The following is a 17,604-nucleotide window of genomic DNA, read 5'->3' as shown; positions in this document are numbered from 1 at the left end:
ATGACAAGCGAAGTACGCGTCCCGACGCTGGGCGAATCCGTCACAGAAGCCACCGTTGCCACATGGTTCAAGAAACCCGGCGATACCGTTGCGGTGGATGAAATGCTCTGCGAGCTGGAAACCGACAAGGTCACCGTCGAAGTGCCCAGCCCCGTCGCTGGCACCCTGAGCGAGATCGTGGCGCAGGAAGGCGACACCGTGGGTGTCGACGCCCTTCTGGCCAATGTCAGCGAAGGCGACAGCGGCACCGCCGCCGCGCCCAAGGCCAAGGAAGCCGCCGGTGCCGCCTCCCAGTCCGACCGTGGCGGCGATGCGCCCAAAGCCATCGACGCAGGCGCTACCGAAGTCGCCGCCCGCGAAGGTCAAAGCATCGACGTGCAAGTGCCCACCTTGGGCGAGTCGGTGACCGAAGCGACCGTGAGCACTTGGTTCAAAAAGGTCGGCGACAAGGTCGAAGCCGATGAAATGCTCTGCGAGTTGGAGACCGACAAAGTTAGCGTCGAAGTCCCCGCCCCCGCCGCAGGCGTGCTGGCCGAAATCTTTGCCGAAGAAGGCAGCACCGTCGAAGCGTCCGCCACACTGGCCGCGCTGACCACCGGCGCAGGCGCTGCTGCCCCCAAGGGTGAAGACGCCAAATCCGGTGCCGGTGCCGCGCCTGAGACCAAGCCCGCCGATGGCAAAGATGTCGAAGACGCACCTTCCGCCAAGAAAGCCATGGCCGAAGCGGGGATCAGCCGCGATCAGGTCACAGCTTCGGGCCGTGACGGTCGCGTGATGAAGGAAGACGTGGCCAAAGCCGTGGCCGCAGGCGCCTCCGCGCCGAAAGCCGAGGCGAAACCCGCAGCACCCCGCGCAGCCTCCGCCCCCGATGACGCCGCCCGCGAAGAGCGCGTCAAGATGACCCGCCTCAAGCAGACCATGGCGCGCCGCCTGAAGGAAGCGCAGAACACCGCCGCGATCCTGACGACCTTCAACGAGGTCGACATGACCGAGGTCATGGCCCTGCGCAACGCCTACAAGGCCGACTTCGAGAAGAAGCACGGCGTTCGGATGGGCTTCATGTCCTTCTTCACCAAGGCCTGCTGCCACGCGCTGAAAGAGATCCCCGAAGTCAACGCCGAGATCGACGGCACCGACGTGATCTACAAGAACTACGTCCATATGGGCGTCGCCGCGGGCACGCCCACGGGCCTCGTGGTGCCGGTGATCAAGGACGCCGACGCGATGTCCTTTGCCGAAATCGAGAAGGCCGTGAACGCCATGGGCAAGAAAGCCCGTGACGGCAAGCTGACCATGGCCGACATGACTGGCGGCACCTTCACCATCTCCAACGGTGGCGTCTACGGCTCGCTGATGACCGCGCCCATCCTGAACCCGCCGCAGTCCGGCATCCTCGGCATGGCGAAAATTCAGGACCGTCCGATGGCGATCAACGGCGAGGTCGTGATCCGTCCGATGATGTATATCTCGCTCAGCTACGACCACCGCCTGATCGACGGCAAAGGTGCTGTGACCTTCCTCGTCCGCGTCAAAGAGATGCTGGAAGATCCGCGCCGTCTGTTGATGGATCTGTGATACTATGGGCGGGGGGCGACCCCCGCCCTATCTACCTGTGGACCCGTGGGTTTTCCCACATAGCGAAAGGACACAGACCATGAGTGAAACCACCCTCCTCGCCGCCTATGGCCTTCTGGTCATGCTGACGATCCTCTTGCAGGTGCTGGGCGCGACCCGGCAACTCTCGATGGGCTACCTGATGTCCTCGCGCGATGAGACGCGCACCACCACCGGCATGACCGCCCGTCTGGGCCGCGCGCTCGATAACTCCGTCGTGGCCATGGCGATCTTCGCCCCCGCCGTGCTGCTGGTCGAGATCATGGGCCGCAATAACAGCGCCACGCTTTTGGCCGCGCAGGTCTTCTTGCTCGCGCGGATCATCTATCTGATCGTTTATGCCCTCGGTGTGCCGACGATCCGGACCCTCGCTTGGCTGGCGGGCTATGCCGCCACCGCCGTTCTCTATTTCCACGCGCTCTGAAAGGCATTCCCATGCAGATGATCTGCCACTTCGACGTCACCGATTTCGCCGCTTGGAAAGACGCATTCGACGCCGATGCCGAGGCGCGGCGCAATGCGGGGCTCTCGGTGCTGCAAATCTGGCAACACGCCGACAGCAGCAGCAAAGCCTCCGTTCTCTTGGATGTGAACGACCGCAAAAAGGCCGATGACTGGCTCGCCCGATCAGATGCGCTGAGCAGCGATGACAAGGGCACCGTGACCAGTTCCACCGCCTATTTCGTGAAATCCGCATGAGCGCCGAGCTGACCGTCCTGACCCTCGCGGCCCTGCTACAGGGGCTGCAATTCGTGCTCTACGCCGTGCCCGCCAACCGCGAGCTTGGCCCCGGCTACACCATGTCGGCGCGTGATCGTGAGCCTTCGCAGGCCATGAGCGACCGCACCGCCCGTCTGGGGCGCGCGATGAACAACCATTTCGAAGGGCTGATCCTTTTCGGCATCGCCGTGGGCGTGGTGCAGATGTCGGCCCAGAACACCGCCTTCACCGCCGCCTGCGCTTGGGTCTATCTCATCGCCCGGCTGCTCTATATTCCCGCCTATGCGCTCGGCCTGCGCCCGCATCGGTCGTTCATCTGGATCGTCGGTTTCGCCGCGACCATGCTGATGCTGCTGGCGGCCCTCATTTAACCCTTTCCCCCAACACCCGCAGGCAGCGGCGCTTGCACCTGAAACCCGCGCCTCATACCTTGCCTGCACCACCCGACTGCTAAGGAGACCCCCCATGTCGAGCTATGATGTCATCGTGATCGGCTCCGGCCCCGGCGGCTATGTCGCCGCCATCCGTTGCGCGCAACTGGGCCTGAAAACCGCCTGTGTCGAAGGCCGTGAGACCCTCGGCGGCACCTGCCTCAACGTGGGCTGCATCCCCTCCAAGGCGCTGCTCCACGCCACGCATATGCTGCATGAGGCCGAGCATAATTTCGAAGAGATGGGTCTCAAGGCGAAAGCGCCGACCGTCGATTGGAAGCAGATGCTGACCTACAAAGACAAGACCATCGAGACCAACACCAAAGGCATCGAATTCCTGTTCAAAAAGAACAAGATCGACTGGCTGAAGGGCTGGGGATCGATCCCCGAAGCGGGCAAGGTCAAGGTTGGCGATGAGGTCCATGAGGCCAAGAACATCATCATCGCCTCCGGTTCTGAGCCCGCAGGGCTGCCGGGCGTCGAGGTCGATGAGAAGACCGTCGTGACCTCCACCGGCGGGCTGGAATTGGGCAAAATCCCCAAGAAGATGGTGGTGATTGGCGCGGGCGTGATCGGGCTGGAACTGGGCAGCGTCTACGCCCGTCTCGGCACCGAGATTACGGTCGTCGAATACCTCGACGTGATCACCCCCGGCATGGACCCCGAGGTGCAAAAGACCTTCCAACGCATGCTGAAAAAGCAGGGGCTGAACTTCGTCATGGGCGCTGCCGTGCAGAAGACCGAAGTCGCCAAAGGCAAGGCCACGGTCAGCTACAAGCTGCGCAAGGACGACAGCGAACATGAGATTGAAGCCGATGCCGTGCTCGTCGCCACAGGCCGCAAGCCGGTGATCAAAGGCATGGGGTTCGACGATCTCGGCATCAAGATGACCGAGCGCGGCCAGATCGCCGTCAACGAGCATTGGGAGACCTCCGTCAAAGGCGTCTATGCCATCGGCGACGTGATCGAGGGCCCGATGCTGGCGCATAAAGCCGAGGACGAAGGCATGGCCGCCGCCGAAGTCATCGCGGGCAAGCATGGCCATGTGAACTACGGCGTGATCCCCGGCGTGATCTACACCCACCCGGAAGTCGCCAGCGTGGGTGAGACCGAGGCGACGCTGAAGGAAGCGGGCCGCGCCTATAAAGTCGGCAAATTCTCCTTCATGGGCAACGCGCGGGCCAAAGCGGTCTTTGCCGGCGACGGTTTCGTCAAGCTGATCGCGGATAAGGAAACCGACCGCATCCTCGGCTGCCACATCATCGGCCCCGGCGCGGGCGACCTGATCCACGAGGTCTGCGTGGCGATGGAATTCGGCGCCTCGGCGCAGGATCTAGCGATGACCTGCCACGCGCACCCGACCTATTCCGAAGCCGTGCGCGAAGCCGCACTGGCCTGCGGCGACGGGCCGATCCACATGTAAGACGACGGGGCGGGCCAAGGGTCCGCCCCTTTTCGTTGCGCAGGCGGCGCACGCTGCGGCTATCGCGCGTTAACACCCCTGCCCTACAACCTCCCCCGTCGCGACATTCACGGAAGACGAGGCCCCTCGCGGGTCATGTCGATACGTAGAGACATGCAGGGTGACGCCTGTCTTTTCCACCACCCTCGGCGGCGCCGCCACTTTCGAACGGCTTCCTAAATTTCTGAGTTTGCGTCCCGCGAAACCATCGTTTCAGCGGGCACTACAGCATGCCGAAAAATCGCGAAGGGCAGCGCCGACCCGCGGGGTGGTGCTGAAAGCGCCGCCCCAGGGGGGCGGGTCGGCGCTGCCCGGCCTGCGGCCGGGCGGGTCATTCCGAGAGCCCCCCCCGAAGACCAACAAGGCGCGCGCCTCGCGCTTACTCCACCTCCGCAGGCTGCCACCCCGCCTCGCGCAGCAGCGCGTCGGAATGGCTCTCCACCTCCTGCTCCAACCGCGCCATGAAAGCGCGCTTGTCCAGCCCCGGCTCGATCGGCTCCAGAAACTCCACCACGGCCAAGCCCGGGCGGCGGTAGAGGCCCCGGCGTGGCCAGAAGTAGCCCGCATTGGTCGCCGCAGGCACGCAGACCTGCCCCAGTTGATCGTAAAGCACCGCCGTACCGACCTTGTAAGGCGCGCTCAGCCCCGGGGCGACGCGGGTGCCTTGGGAATAGATCACGATCTGCCCCGGCTCCACCCGGCCCGCGTTCACGTCTTCCATCATCTTGGTGATCGCCTGCCCGCGCTTGCCCCGGTTCACGGCGATCATCTGCATCCGCTTGGTGTATTGCCCGATCACCGGCGTCCAAAGAACCTCGCGCTTCATGATGAACTTGGCCCGTGGCAGGGCGTGGAAGATCATGATGATATCGAGGAACGATTGATGCTTGGCCGCGATCAGAACCTCACCCTCGGGGATTTGGCCGCGCACTTCGCAGCGCAGCCCGATCAGCCAACGCGCCGTCCACATGGCCCAAGCGGCATAGGCTTTGCAGCCCGCATAGGCCCCGCGTTTGGAAAACATCGCCCAAGGCGCGAAGGCCAGCCCGATCATCGGCATCGCCACGGTCACCTGCACGATATAGAGGATCGAGCGGACCCATTGCAGCAGCTTCATGTCAACTCCCTCAATGTACGCCGCGCGGCGGCCCCGGTGGCGGCAAAGGCGACCGCGCCGACAAGGAATGGCACCATCAGCGGCACGGCCCAATGCCAACCTTGGAAGCCCAAACCGGTCAAGAATCCGCCTGCCTCGCCCGCGTCAGGCAGCAACACCACCGCGATCATGCCCAAAGCCGTGCCCGCCGCTGCACCCAGCAGCGCGCGCAGGGTGAAACGGCGAATGAAGGCCCGCGCGATATAATCATCGGTCGCCCCCACCAGCCGCAGCACCGCGATCACCTGCGCATTGGCCGCAAGCGCCGCTTGCGCGGCAAGTGTCACCATCGCGGCCACCGCAGCCCCGATCAGCAGCGTCGAAATCCAGCCCAAAAGGCGCAAACGACTCGCCGCCGCGACCAGCGGCGCGCGCCAGCGGCTGTGATCGTCAAGCACTGCGCCCGGCACCTCGGCCGAAAGACGCAGGCGCAGTCCCACAGGGTCCAGCCCCTCGCCTTCCTCGACCACTTCGATCAAACGCGGCACCGGCAGGTTCTCCATCGCCAGTTCCGGGCCGAACCACGGGGCAAGCAGCTTTTCCTGCTCCGCATCCGTCAGCGCCCGGGCCGAAGCGACGCCCTTGGTCGTCTCCAACACCTTCAACGCGGCCTCGGTCTGGGCTGCGCGTTGGTCCAGCGGCGCCACGATCCGCACCGTTGCCGACTGCGCCAACTCCTGCCCCCAGACCTGCGCCAACCGGCCCGAGGCCAGCGACAGCGCCAAGGCAAAGACCGCCAGAAAGGCCATCGCCCCCGCTGCGAAAAGGGTCAGTTGCGCGGTGAACCCCGAGGGCGGCACCACACGGTCCGCTTGTCTGTCACCTTTGAAAATCGCGCGCAGGGCGCCCAGATCGAAGCGCTTCACAGATCCGCCCCCGCCAGTTGAATGCGCCGGTTCGCGATACGCAGCACACGGGCCTGCACATGCGCCTTGGTGGCGCGAATGAGGCCCAGATCATGGGTGGCGATCAACACTGTCTTGCCCATGCGGTTCAATTCGATCAACAGCCGCAGCAGCCGCTGGGACATTTCCCAATCGATGTTCCCCGTCGGCTCATCCGCCAGGATCACATCGGGCGACATGATCACCGCGCGGGCCAGCGCGGCCCGCTGCCGCTCCCCGCCCGAAAGCTCGGGCGGGAGGGCGTCGGCGCGGTTGGTGAGGCCAACCCAAGACATCAACTCTTCCAGATCGGTGCCCTCTGCTTCGGCCCCGCGGCCCGAGACGTTGAGCGGTAGGGCCACATTCTCGGTCAGGGGCAGATGGTCGAGGAATTTCACGTCCTGATGCACCACGCCGACACGGCGGCGCATCAGCGCGATGTCATCGCGCCCCAGCCCGCGCACGTCTTGCCCAAACATCCGCAGATGCCCCGCCGTGGGCAAAAGCGCCCCATAGCAGAGCTTCATCAAGGTGGTCTTGCCCGCGCCCGAGGGGCCGGTCAGAAAATGGAAGGATCCGGGGGCGAGTTTCAGCGTGATGTCGGACAGCAATTCGCCCCCGCCATAGCTGTAGGCCACATTTTCGAGCTCTATCACGCATCCACCTTAAAAAACTTCGACCTGTTGTGCCTCAGCACCGGAAAGGATTCAATCTCTCAGAACCCCAGCACCCTGCCCAGATATCACTTTTCCTACGTTATTCTAGGACATATGCTGCCCGTTACGATCTCAGAGCACCGAACGAACCCAGGAATGACCATGCGGCTGATCTGCCCCAACTGCGACGCGCAATACGAAGTCCCCGACGATGTGATGCCGGCGGCGGGGCGTGATGTGCAATGTTCCAACTGCGGGCAGACGTGGTTCCAGCATCACCCCGACAATGCGCCAGAGGCCGAAGAGGATGATTTCGCCGACGATGTGATGCGCATGAAGCAGCGCGGCCTGGATGAGGATACGGAAGCCGCCGCAGCGGCCAGCCTGCCCGATTTGCAACCCTTCGGCGATGAAGAGGAAGACGCGCCCTTTGAAGACGATCAAGACGACGACTTCGAAGACGCATTCGACCCCGAGGAGGAGGCGCCCCAACCCGCCCCCGCCGCGCCGGTGCGTCGCCCCCTCGACCCCGCCATCGCCGAGATCCTCCGCCAAGAGGCCGCGGCAGAGCAAGAAGCCCGCCGCCGTCGCCAGTCGGAACCGCTGGAAAGCCAGCCGGACCTCGGTCTAGACGACGCGCCCCGGCCCCAGCCGCAGCAAAGGGCTGAGATTGCGGCAGAAGACCATGTGCCCGAGGATGAAGACGCCCGCCGCGCCCATGAGGCGCGCCTGCGCATGGCCAAGATGCGCGGAGAGCCGGTGCCCGAGAGCGAGGTTGACGCCTATGGCAGCGCCTCGCGCCGCGATCTTCTGCCCGATATCGAAGAGATCAACTCGACCCTGCGCCATGACCGGCAAGAGGGCGCGCAGGCCGGGCCCACCCCCACCGCCGCGCTCGACCGCCCCGAAAAGCCGCAGAAATCCGGCGGGTTCATGCGTGGGTTCACCATAATGATCGTCTTGGCGGCCCTGCTCGCGGCGGTCTATGTCTACGCGCCCGAGATCGCGCAATCCCTGCCGCAGGCCGATCCCTATCTGTCGTCCTATGTGGCATGGATGGACGATGCGCGGCTCTGGCTCGACGGGCAGTTGCAAGACCTGCTGGTCTGGCTCGACACCGTGGCGACCCAATCTCAGGGCTAACCCCGATCAGAACCGATCCAACAGCCTGTTAAGGTAATCCCGCTCGACCTCGGGCCGCTCCGCCTCGCCCGAGCGGCGGCGGATTTCGTCCAGCAACCGCCGCGCGCGGCCCTGATCGTCCGGCCCCTGCGCCAGCGGCGCGTCCGAACTGTTGGCCCCGCTGCCGCCCTGCTCCCGCCCAAGCGGATCGCGCCCCTCGCCACGCTGATCGCCACCCTCTGCCGTGCCTTGACCCGGCTGGCCTGCGCGTTGCTCCTGCTCCATCGCTTCACCGAGGGCGCGCATGCCCTCGCGCAGCGCCTCCATCGCCTGTGCCTGATTGTCGATCGCCTCGGCCAGTTCATCGCGGCGCAGCGCCTCTCCGGCGCGGTCCATCGCCTCGCCCGCGCGGTCCAGCGCGTCGCGGGCCGCGTCCCCCTCAGCCGTGCCCTGCCCGGGCAAACGTCCCTGCTGGCGGCGCAGCTCGTCGCGCAGTGCTTGCTGGCGTCCGGCCAGCCCTTCCTCGCCCCCTTCTTCACCAGAGGGGCCGCCCTGCCCGCGCTGGCCTTCATGGCTCTCGCCGCGCCCCTGCCCGCCGTTGCGGCCTTCGTTGCCGTCACTCTCCCCCGCGCCGGTGCCGGGGTTGAACTGTTCCTGCAGGTCGCGGAAGGCCTGATCGCTTAGCCCTTGCTGTTCTCGCAGCGTGTCCGACAGCCCCTCCATCGCCTGCTCACCGGGCGAATTGCCGCCCTGACCCGGCTGGCCTTCGGTGACGCGCATGTTCTCCATCATTTCCTGCAACTGGCGCAGCGCCTCGGCGGCTTCGGCCATGCGGCCCTGTTCCATCAACTCCTGAATGCGGTCCATCATGCGTTGCAGATCGTCTTGGGTCATCTGCATCGCTTCGCCCTGCGGCTGCTGGTCTTCGCCCGCGCCCTCCTGCGCCTGCTGCCGCTGGAGTTGCTCAAGGTAGTCTTCGGTGGCGCGGCGCAGCTCGTCCATCAGCTCGGCGATTTCGGCCTGAGAGGCGCCGTTCTTCATCGCCTCGTTCAGCTGGTCCTGTGCGCGGCGCATCCGCTCAAGCGCATCGGCCAGCACGCCTTCTTCCAACTCGATCGCCAGCGCCCAAAGGTCTTCGGCCAGATCGGTCTGCAGCTCTTCGTCCAGCCCGTAGCGCGCCCGCAGTTCCAGCCGCCGGATCACCTGCTTGAGCCGCAGCGCCGTCACCTCCGAGCGCAGGTCATCGCCGGGGGCATAACTCACCGCGCGCAGCACCTGCGCAATGCGCGGCGCATTGGCGCGCGACCACAAAAGATCGCGCCGCATCTCAATCACCGCTGCCGCCGCCGGATCGAAAAAACGCCGCCCCGGCAGGGTCAGCTGGCTCACCTCGGTCACGGCCTGCTGTTCGGAGGCGTCCAATACCGAAAGTTGCAGCGACACCGGGAGATTGGCCCATGGGTGTTTCGAGAAATTTTCGATCAACGTCTCTTCGAAATCGCGCCGGTCGCCGCTGATCGGCATGGGCAGCGGCACGACGATCTCAGGCCGCGGCTCAGGCTCGACGGTCAGACCATAGCGCCGGTCGACAGAAGCCAGATCAAGACTGAACCGCGCCTCTCCTGCCTCGACGCCATAGTCGTCGCGCGCAAGGAACGGCAGGCTCATCTCTCCCAAGGCGGTCACCTCAGGCGCGCCGAGCCTTTCGACCTGCGGCGCGGCATCGGGCAAAAGCGTGATCTGCCACGCCCGCGCCCCCGGCCCGTCGATGCTGATCTCCCCGCTTTGGCGCAGGGTGAAATCCTGCGCGGGTTCCGAGGATGCCGCCACCTCGCGGCCCGACACGGTCTCAGCCACCGTCAGCGCGCCCAATTCGCCGTAGAGCCGCAGGGTGATCAGCGTGCCCTCGGGCAGCGACAGCGCCCCGGCCTCAAGATCGTTGAGGTAGAGCGTCGGCTTGCCGGTATGGCGCGGCGGCTCGGCCCAGCCTTCCCAAACGGGGCCGGAGGCGAGCGTGCCACCCGCCCCGCCGGGGGCCAGATGCGTCACCTCGCCCAACCGCCAGACGGAGCCAAAGACAAGCGCCACGATGAACCCAAGCAAAGCCACATAGCGCAGCGCATAGGGATCGGCCTGCGCGACCCGAAGGTCGCCCTTCACCGGTTTCGCCGCAGCCGCCCGCGCGGCCATGCGCCGCTGATGCGCTTGCCAGACTGCCGCCGAGGCGGCATCGCCCGCGCCAATCGCCTGATCGTCCAAGAGCGCCCGAATGGGCCGCCCCGGAAGGCTGGCATCCAACCGCGCCAGCGCCGCTGCACGGGACGGCAGGCGGAAACGGCGCAGGGCAAAGAACAAAGCAAAGAGGGCCGCAAGACCGATGACGGCCAGCACCGCCCAAAGCGCGCTGCCCGCCAAAGCATCCTGCGCCCCCATCATCAGCGCTGCCAGCACCGCCAGCACCAGCGCCAGCATGGGCCAGAACGCCTGCACCATGGCCTCGGCCAGCATCCCCGCCCAGGTCAGCCGCAGGGGCCAACGCAAAGCGCGCAGCCCGTCTATCCTGTCAGTGGATGTCTCCATGCGTCACGCTCCGGTGGCCCGGCGGCGGGATGCCGTCAAAGCCATTCAGGGATGGTATCGCGGTTTATCATTTCGTCAAAGCTTGGCCGTGGGCGGATAACCGCGAATTGATCGCCGTTCACCAGCACCTCGGGGATCAGGGGCCGCGAATTATACTCGCTGCTCATCACCGCGCCATAAGCCCCGGCAGAGCGGAAGGCCACCAGATCGCCTGAGCCCAGCACCGGCATCATGCGCTGCTTGGCGAAAGTATCACCGGATTCGCAGACCGGGCCCACGATATCGACGGGGCGCGGCTCGGCCCCCGGGGTGGGTTCGTTCAGCGGCACGATGTCATGCCATGCGTCATACATCGCAGGGCGGATCAGATCGTTCATCGCGGCATCGAGGATCAGAAAATCGCGGCCTTCGCCGGATTTGAGATAGATCACCTCGCTCACCAGCACACCTGCGTTGCCCGCGATCAAGCGGCCCGGTTCGATCTCGACCTCGCAGCCCAGATGCCCCAGCGTGCGCTGCACCATCGCGCCGTAATCCGTGGGCAGCGGCGGGGCGGAATTGGACCGCTCGTAAGGGATGCCCAAGCCGCCGCCAAGGTCGAGCCGCCGGATGTCATGGCCATCGGCCCGCAGCACCTCGGTCAGTTCCGCTACCTTGCCGTAGGCCTGCTCGAAAGGGGCGAGATCGGTCAACTGGCTGCCGATATGCACGTCGATGCCGACAATCTTGAGCCCCGGCAGTTTGGCCGCCATGGCATAGACTTCGCGGGCGCGGGCGATGGGGATGCCGAACTTATTCTCGCTCTTGCCGGTGGCGATCTTGGCGTGGGTTTTCGCGTCAACGTCCGGGTTCACCCGGATGGTGATCGGGGCGACCTTGCCCAATTCACGTGCCACGACGTCCAGCAGGATCATCTCTGGCTCGCTCTCGACGTTGAACTGGCGGATGCCCCCCGTCAGCGCCAATTCGATCTCTTCCCGGGTCTTGCCAACGCCGGAAAAGACGATCCTGTCGCCCGGCACGCCCGCCGCCTTGGCCCGGCGGTATTCCCCGCCCGAGACCACATCCATCCCCGCCCCCGCCTGCGCCAGCGTGCGCAAGACGGCTTGGTTGGAATTGGCCTTCATCGCGTAGCAGACCAGATGGTCCATCCCCGACAGCGCGTCGTCAAAAAGGTGGAAATGGCGCAGCAGCGTGGCGGTGGAATAGACATAGACGGGCGTGCCCACGGCGGCGGCAATCTCGGCCAGGCTTACGTCTTCGGCGTGCAACACACCGTCTTTATAGAGAAAATGATCCATCTGCGCTTGGCCCCATGTCGTCGCCGCTTATCTGATGGGCGCTGTCCGCAGGAACAGATAGAGCGGCAGGCCACAACTCACCCCAATACAGAACGTGGCGGGAATGGCAATCAGGCTGAGGAAATTGCGCCGCACGGCGACCTCGGCAATGATCCAGATGGTCAAAGTGACGGCAGCGATGGTCAGATCCCAGACCAGCCCGCTGGCGGCGGTATTGGCATGCCATGCGTCCACCATGGCGCTCAGGCTCCAGCCTTCGGCGTTGAACCATGTGACGAAGTAATACATCGGATGCACCGCCCCCCAGACCGCGAGGGCGAGGTAGAGCATCCGCAAAAGCGACATCAGAAACTCTTGACCACGCCGACAGTGGCATAGCCCGACAGGCTGATCCCCGGCTCGGTCGGCGGTGTCGGCGCGGCCTGCCGTGGGGCGGACTGCGGCGGGGTGCAAGCGGCCAAGGCAAGCGCCCCGGCCACCAGCGTGATCTGCAACAGCGGCCTCACGACCCGGCCCCAAGCGAGACGGAGAACGGCCCCCGGCGCAGCCCCACCGCTGTGCCTACCGAGACGCCCGACGAGGACATGGTGATGCTGCTGCTCGCCGTGGGCCGCACCGGCTCACCATCCGCGCCACAGGCCGCAAGGCTCAACAGGGAAAGGGCCGCAAGGAGGCGTTTCACTTCAGGATTTCCTTCCAACGCGCGATCTGGGCACGCACCTGCGCGGGCGCGGTGCCGCCATAAGACATGCGTGAGTTTACCGAATTTTCGACGCCAAGCACATCAAAAACATCCGCAGTGATCTCGGCATGGACCGATTGCATCTGCTCCAGCGTCAGGTCCGGCAGATCGCAGCCCTGCGCCTCGGCCATGGCGACCAGCGTGCCGGTCACGTGATGCGCGTCGCGGAACGGCAGGTTCGGCACGCGCACCAGCCAATCGGCGAGATCGGTCGCGGTGGAGAAGCCCGAGCCTGCGGCAGCGGCAAGGTTCTCGCGCTCGGCGGTCATGTCACCCACCATCCCGGTCATCGCGGCCAGCGCCAGCATCAGGTTGTCGGCAGCGTCAAAGACCTGCTCTTTGTCCTCTTGCATGTCCTTGGAATAGGCCAGCGGCAGCCCCTTCATCACCATCATCAGGGCGGTATTGGCCCCAAAAATGCGGCCCACCTTGGCACGAATGAGCTCGGCGGCATCGGGGTTCTTCTTTTGCGGCATGATCGACGAGCCGGTCGAGAAGCGATCCGACAGCGCCACGAAACGGAACTGCGCGGAGGACCATATCACCAGTTCCTCGGCGAAGCGCGACAGGTGCATGGCGCAGATGCTGGCGGCTGACATGAATTCCAGCGCGAAGTCGCGGTCGCTCACCGCGTCGAGGGAGTTCGCGGCGGGGCGGTCGAAACCAAGCGCCTCTGCCGTCATCTCGCGGTCGATCGGGAAGGAGGTGCCCGCCAGTGCGGCGGCCCCCAACGGGCATTCGTTCATCCGCTTGCGCGCATCGCGGATGCGCGACAGATCACGGCCAAACATCTCGACATAGGCCATCATGTGATGACCCCATGTCACGGGCTGGGCGGTTTGCAGATGCGTAAAGCCCGGCATGACCCAATCGGCCCCCGCTTCGGCCTGAGACAAAAGCGCGCGGATCAGGGCCTGCAGCCCCTCGTCGGCGGCGTCCAATTGGTCGCGCACCCAGAGTTTGAAATCGGTCGCGACTTGGTCATTGCGGCTGCGGCCCGTGTGCAGGCGGCCTGCGGGCTCTCCGATCAGGTCTTTCAGCCGTGCCTCCACGTTCATGTGGATGTCTTCCAGCGCGGCGGAAAACTCGAACCGGCCCTCTTCGATCTCTGACAAGATTGTGAGAAGCCCTTCCCGTATCGCGTCAGCGTCGTTATCAGTCAGGATGCCTGTGGCTGCCAGCATGGCGGCATGGGCACGCGACCCTTTGATGTCTTGCGCGGCCATCCGTTTGTCGAACCCGATCGAGGCGTTGATCGCCTCCATGATCGCATCCGGTCCGGCGGCGAAACGCCCGCCCCACATTTTGTTCGAGGTCGTGTCGGTCATGTTGAATACCCTTGGAGGGACGTATGAAAAATCTTGTGCTCGGCCTCGTTTATACGCTGCTTGTCGCAGGTGCAAACCCCGCCCTTGCCGGAACGGCTGACATCGCGGGGCTGCGCGAAGGGGACATGAAGAAACTCGTGATCCATGACGCGCCGCAGGCGACCTCTGACGTAACCTTTGAGCGTGAGGACGATGGCGAGGCGATGTCGCTGGCGGATTACGAAGGCAAGGTCGTGTTGGTGAACTTCTGGGCCACATGGTGCGCGCCCTGCCGCAAGGAGATGCCGCAGTTGAATGCCCTGCAAAAGGAATTCGGCGGCGATGATTTTCAGGTGCTGACCATCGCCACGGGGCGCAACTCTGAGGAAGGGATCAAACGGTTCTTCGAGGAAGCGGGCGTCGACAGCCTGCCCCGCCACCAAGACCCCAAACAAAAGCTCGCCAGCCAGATGGGCGTGTTCGGCCTGCCGATCAGCGTGATCCTAGACCGTGAGGGGCGCGAGATTGCCCGGTTGCAGGGCGATGCGAAATGGGATTCCGACAGCGCACGGGCGATCATCGCAGCCCTGATCGAAGAAGGCGCCGAGAGCTAAGCGCCCAACGCAAGGCCGGGCGCCCGGGCCCGGCCTTCACGCCACATGCCGCAGGATCGCCGCCTCCGAAGTGCTGAGATTGCGCCGCGCGAAACCGCCATAGCTGTGCGGGTCCGTCTCAAGCTGCGGATAGGCCGCCAGCAGCCGCGCCCGGTCCTGCGCGCCGAGGCTGGTGAGCGGGGCGGAGGCGGGATGAAAGCTCTCGGTCTCGACCCCATTGGCCCACATCACCTGATGTTGGGCCAGCAACACATGGACATAGGTCACCTCGCGCAGGGACATATCGCTGGCCACGCTGTGGCCGTTGATCAGATCCTTGGCGGCGACCAGCACTTCGTCACAGTTGAACAGATCACGGGCCTGAGCGCCTTGCAGCACGATCCGGTGGTCGGGCGAGACCAGCAGCGGGGCGTCGGGCCGGGCGAGCCCCAAGGCACCGGGGCGGAAGCGCACGGGGCGCAGATGCGGCATGGCATGCAGCCGCGCGCCGGTCATCCGGCGGCTGCCGATCCACTCCAGCGGCTGTGCGCCATTGTCCTTGGTCTGGATCAGATCGCCCTCGCGCAACTCTTCAATCAGGGCGCTGCCCTTGGGGGTGCGGATGCGGGTGCCGGGGGTGAAACAGATCACCCCGCCGCGCTCGCGCCGGTCATCGCGGCACGGGGTCAGGGTGCTGTGCATCACCCAAAGCTCACTGTCGCGCGGGGGCAGCTCATCGACGAACATCAGCAGCGGGATCCGCCCCGGGCCTGCGTCAATCAGGGTGACGGTGTAGGTCCGCGCACCATTGGTAACCATGAAGCTGTCGTCGGGCAGCGGGGCCGTGCCCAGATCGCGCCGCGGCGCGGGCGGCATCATGCCCCCCTCCTCAAGCGCTGCCCCGATCAGGCGCTGCACCTTGCGGGCCGCGCGTTTGCGCAGCCGCTCTGCCCCGTCCGCCATATCCAGCCGCAGCACATCATTCGGCCCATCCACCCGGATGGTATCCCCGCGCCACGCCCAGGCCGAACCCAGTTCGAGCGACTGCACCGGCGCGGCCTCCAGACCGTCGATCTCTGTTTGCGACCAGCTGATGACAAACGTGCCCCGAAAGCCCGTTTTCATAACTGCTCTGCCTGCCTCGTTTATTATTGCCAGCAGCCTAGCAAAGCCGGGGGCCGCGCGAAAGATGGCGCGAATGTGGCGGCGCAACCTGTTGCAAATTGATCTTTGTCCCCGTCGCTCCGGCGGAGCGCCGCGAAACGCTTGTAAATTATCAGCGTCTTGGTAACGTCAGAGGGGTCAAACAGCCGGAGGCACCGCATGTCGGAAGAAGTACCCCCCACCCCGTCACGCCGCATCGTCTCTTCGCGTCACTTGGCCGAGGGCGATGGCTGGGAAGCCTCGGAACTCGAATACGGCATGATCATCGCCTATAACGCCTTCACCCGCTGGATGTCGCGTTGCATGGCAGCGGCGGGCAATGGCGACCTGACGCCGCTGGAAATCCTCGTGTTGCACAACGCCAACCACCGGGGCCGGGAAAAGCGGCTGACGGATATCTGCTTCCTGCTCAACATCGAGGACACGCATACGGTGAACTACGCGCTGCGCAAGCTGGTGAAAGCCGAGCTGCTGACGGCGGAGAAACGGGGCAAGGAGGTGTTCTATCGGACCTCCCCCGCCGGGGCCGAGCTATGCGAGGCCTATCGCGCAATCCGTCAGGCGTGTTTTCTGGACGGCTTGCCGCGCACCGATATCTCAGGCGAGGAGTTGCGCAAGATCGCGGCCCAGCTTCGGGCGATGTCGGGGCAATATGACCAAGCGAGCCGCGCGGCGGCCTCACTGTAGAGCGCGGGCGCGAGGGCTGCCCCCCGCGCCTGCCAAAGCTTAGATCAGCGCGGCAATCGCGCGCGCAGTGTCGTTCATGCGGTTCGAGAAACCCCATTCATTGTCATACCAGCTGACCACGCGGATCATGCCGCCATCGGTCACCCGTGTCTGATCGGGCGCGAGGGTGGAGGAATGCGGATCGTGGTTGAAATCGGTCGAGACCAGCGGCGCGGGCTCATAGGCCAGCACGCCTTTCAAGGCGCCATTGGCGGCCTCTTGCATCGCGGCGTTCACCGCCTCTGCCGTGGCGGGTTTCTTGGGCATGATGCACAAATCCACGAGCGAGACATTGGCCGTCGGCACCCGCACGGCGGAGCCTTCGAGCACACCTTTCAGATGCGGGATCACCTCGGAAATCGCGGCGGCGGCGCCGGTCGAGGTGGGCACCATCGACAGGGCGGCGGCACGGCCACGATAGGGGTCGCGGTGCGGGCTGTCATGGGTCGGCTGATCGCCGGTATAGGCGTGGATCGTGGTCATATAGCCGGTTTCGATCCCGAAAGTATCGTCCAGCACCTTGGCCACGGGGGCGAGGCAGTTGGTGGTGCAGGACGCGTTGGAGACGATTACGTCTTCGCCGGTCAACTCATCATGGTTGACGCCGTAGACCACGGTGCGGTCCACGCCCTTGCCGGGGGCCGAGATCAACACGCGTTTGCTGCCATTCTCCAGATGTTTCGCCGCCGCGTCGCGGGCGGTGAAAAAGCCAGTGCATTCATAGGCGACATCGACGTCACCCCAAGGCAGTTTCGCCGGATCACGCTCTGCCGTCATGCGGATGGACTGGCCCGCCACATGCAGGGTGCCGTCTTTCAATTCCGCATCCACCGGCAGGCGGCCATGGACGGAGTCGTATTTCAGCAGGTGCAGCAGGTTCTCGGCATCGGTCAGGTCGTTGATGGCAACGACTTCGATCCCGTCGAATCCGTTCTCGATCAGCGCGCGCAGCACGCAGCGTCCGATGCGGCCAAAGCCGTTGATGGCGATTTTAGTGGTCATGGTGAGTCCTCCGGTGGCCCGGTTTCGGGCGGATTGGCGCGGTTAGCGCTAACATAGCATCGGATTTGATGGAGTTCAATTGGCCAGAGGTAGGAAATCGGCACCCGGTTTCAAGGCGCCGATTTTGGGCCGTGTTTTCAGCCC

19 protein-coding genes are annotated in these 17,604 nt (G+C 64.9%); 8 read left to right on the top strand and 11 right to left on the bottom strand.

What is annotated here, in order from left to right; all coding sequences use genetic code 11:
• From odhB to lpdA, 5 genes are all read left to right on the top strand, one after another.
• Complete coding sequence (gene odhB / locus ACGYLI_RS10385; protein ID WP_394419138.1) at window positions 1–1,575, top strand: 2-oxoglutarate dehydrogenase complex dihydrolipoyllysine-residue succinyltransferase; 1,575 nt, start codon at window positions 1–3, stop codon at window positions 1,573–1,575.
• A 79-nt stretch (window positions 1,576–1,654) separates the two neighbouring features.
• Complete coding sequence (locus tag ACGYLI_RS10380) at window positions 1,655–2,038, top strand: MAPEG family protein (RefSeq protein ID WP_271691987.1); 384 nt, start codon at window positions 1,655–1,657, stop codon at window positions 2,036–2,038.
• A gap of 11 nt (window positions 2,039–2,049) precedes the next feature.
• On the top strand, window positions 2,050–2,313 hold the full coding sequence (locus ACGYLI_RS10375; RefSeq protein WP_271689334.1) for a hypothetical protein: 264 nt from the start codon (window positions 2,050–2,052) through the stop codon (window positions 2,311–2,313).
• Window positions 2,310–2,705 carry an MAPEG family protein gene (locus ACGYLI_RS10370; RefSeq protein ID WP_394419137.1) on the top strand — a complete coding sequence of 132 codons (396 nt, stop codon included), beginning with the start codon at window positions 2,310–2,312 and terminating at the stop codon, window positions 2,703–2,705. Before ACGYLI_RS10375 ends, ACGYLI_RS10370 begins: the two co-directional genes overlap by 4 nt.
• Before the next feature lie 94 nt (window positions 2,706–2,799).
• Window positions 2,800–4,188, top strand: a complete 1,389-nt coding sequence (gene lpdA / locus ACGYLI_RS10365; protein ID WP_394419136.1) for a dihydrolipoyl dehydrogenase — start codon at window positions 2,800–2,802, stop codon at window positions 4,186–4,188.
• A gap of 418 nt (window positions 4,189–4,606) precedes the next feature.
• On the opposite strand, the gene ACGYLI_RS10360 is transcribed toward lpdA, so the two are convergent.
• From ACGYLI_RS10360 to ACGYLI_RS10350, 3 genes are read right to left on the bottom strand one after another with little or no spacing between them, the layout of a single operon-like run.
• Window positions 4,607–5,344, bottom strand: coding sequence for a lysophospholipid acyltransferase family protein (locus ACGYLI_RS10360; protein WP_394419135.1), 738 nt, complete (start codon window positions 5,342–5,344; stop codon window positions 4,607–4,609).
• Window positions 5,341–6,249, bottom strand: a complete 909-nt coding sequence (locus ACGYLI_RS10355) for a cell division protein FtsX (RefSeq protein ID WP_394419134.1) — start codon at window positions 6,247–6,249, stop codon at window positions 5,341–5,343. The genes ACGYLI_RS10360 and ACGYLI_RS10355 overlap by 4 nt, the downstream gene beginning before the upstream one ends.
• A complete protein-coding gene (locus ACGYLI_RS10350; RefSeq protein ID WP_394419133.1) occupies window positions 6,246–6,923 on the bottom strand; it encodes a cell division ATP-binding protein FtsE in 678 nt (225 codons plus the stop codon). Before ACGYLI_RS10350 ends, ACGYLI_RS10355 begins: the two co-directional genes overlap by 4 nt.
• 162 nt (window positions 6,924–7,085) lie before the next feature.
• Here ACGYLI_RS10350 and ACGYLI_RS10345 point away from each other — a divergent pair, with 162 nt between their 5' ends.
• Complete coding sequence (locus ACGYLI_RS10345; RefSeq protein WP_394419132.1) at window positions 7,086–8,066, top strand: zinc-ribbon domain-containing protein; 981 nt, start codon at window positions 7,086–7,088, stop codon at window positions 8,064–8,066.
• A 6-nt stretch (window positions 8,067–8,072) separates the two neighbouring features.
• Here ACGYLI_RS10345 and ACGYLI_RS10340 read toward each other — a convergent pair whose 3' ends face one another.
• From ACGYLI_RS10340 to argH, 6 genes are read right to left on the bottom strand one after another with little or no spacing between them, the layout of a single operon-like run.
• On the bottom strand, window positions 8,073–10,625 hold the full coding sequence (locus ACGYLI_RS10340) for a DUF4175 domain-containing protein (protein WP_394419131.1): 2,553 nt from the start codon (window positions 10,623–10,625) through the stop codon (window positions 8,073–8,075).
• 35 nt (window positions 10,626–10,660) lie between these two features.
• A complete protein-coding gene (gene lysA, locus ACGYLI_RS10335) occupies window positions 10,661–11,926 on the bottom strand; it encodes a diaminopimelate decarboxylase (RefSeq protein ID WP_394419130.1) in 1,266 nt (421 codons plus the stop codon).
• A gap of 27 nt (window positions 11,927–11,953) precedes the next feature.
• Window positions 11,954–12,271 (bottom strand): DUF2834 domain-containing protein, encoded by a 318-nt coding sequence (locus tag ACGYLI_RS10330; RefSeq protein ID WP_394419129.1) that lies wholly within the window; start codon window positions 12,269–12,271, stop codon window positions 11,954–11,956.
• Entirely contained in the window at window positions 12,271–12,432 is a 162-nt protein-coding gene (locus ACGYLI_RS10325) for a hypothetical protein (RefSeq protein WP_271689321.1), read from the bottom strand. Before ACGYLI_RS10325 ends, ACGYLI_RS10330 begins: the two co-directional genes overlap by 1 nt.
• Window positions 12,429–12,608 carry a hypothetical protein gene (locus ACGYLI_RS10320; RefSeq protein ID WP_271689320.1) on the bottom strand — a complete coding sequence of 60 codons (180 nt, stop codon included), beginning with the start codon at window positions 12,606–12,608 and terminating at the stop codon, window positions 12,429–12,431. The genes ACGYLI_RS10325 and ACGYLI_RS10320 overlap by 4 nt, the downstream gene beginning before the upstream one ends.
• Window positions 12,605–13,996, bottom strand: a complete 1,392-nt coding sequence (argH, locus tag ACGYLI_RS10315) for an argininosuccinate lyase (protein ID WP_394419128.1) — start codon at window positions 13,994–13,996, stop codon at window positions 12,605–12,607. The genes ACGYLI_RS10320 and argH overlap by 4 nt, the downstream gene beginning before the upstream one ends.
• 23 nt (window positions 13,997–14,019) lie before the next feature.
• Between argH and ACGYLI_RS10310 the strand changes: the two genes are divergently transcribed.
• Window positions 14,020–14,589, top strand: coding sequence for a TlpA disulfide reductase family protein (locus ACGYLI_RS10310; protein ID WP_394419127.1), 570 nt, complete (start codon window positions 14,020–14,022; stop codon window positions 14,587–14,589).
• Window positions 14,590–14,625: 36 nt separating this feature from the next.
• On the opposite strand, the gene ACGYLI_RS10305 is transcribed toward ACGYLI_RS10310, so the two are convergent.
• A complete protein-coding gene (locus ACGYLI_RS10305; protein WP_394419126.1) occupies window positions 14,626–15,693 on the bottom strand; it encodes a Hint domain-containing protein in 1,068 nt (355 codons plus the stop codon).
• A 198-nt stretch (window positions 15,694–15,891) separates the two neighbouring features.
• On the opposite strand from ACGYLI_RS10305, the gene ACGYLI_RS10300 reads away from it, so the two are divergent.
• A complete protein-coding gene (locus tag ACGYLI_RS10300; RefSeq protein ID WP_394419125.1) occupies window positions 15,892–16,419 on the top strand; it encodes a winged helix DNA-binding protein in 528 nt (175 codons plus the stop codon).
• 39 nt (window positions 16,420–16,458) lie between these two features.
• On the opposite strand, the gene gap is transcribed toward ACGYLI_RS10300, so the two are convergent.
• Window positions 16,459–17,460 (bottom strand): type I glyceraldehyde-3-phosphate dehydrogenase, encoded by a 1,002-nt coding sequence (gap, locus tag ACGYLI_RS10295; RefSeq protein WP_394410865.1) that lies wholly within the window; start codon window positions 17,458–17,460, stop codon window positions 16,459–16,461.
• Window positions 17,461–17,604: the final 144 nt, after the last annotated feature.

This window comes from Sulfitobacter sp. 1A13421, from assembly GCF_043557285.1.
GTDB classification, from domain to species: Bacteria; Pseudomonadota; Alphaproteobacteria; order Rhodobacterales; family Rhodobacteraceae; genus Sulfitobacter; species Sulfitobacter faviae.
This window is presented reverse-complemented; position numbering and strand designations above follow the sequence as displayed.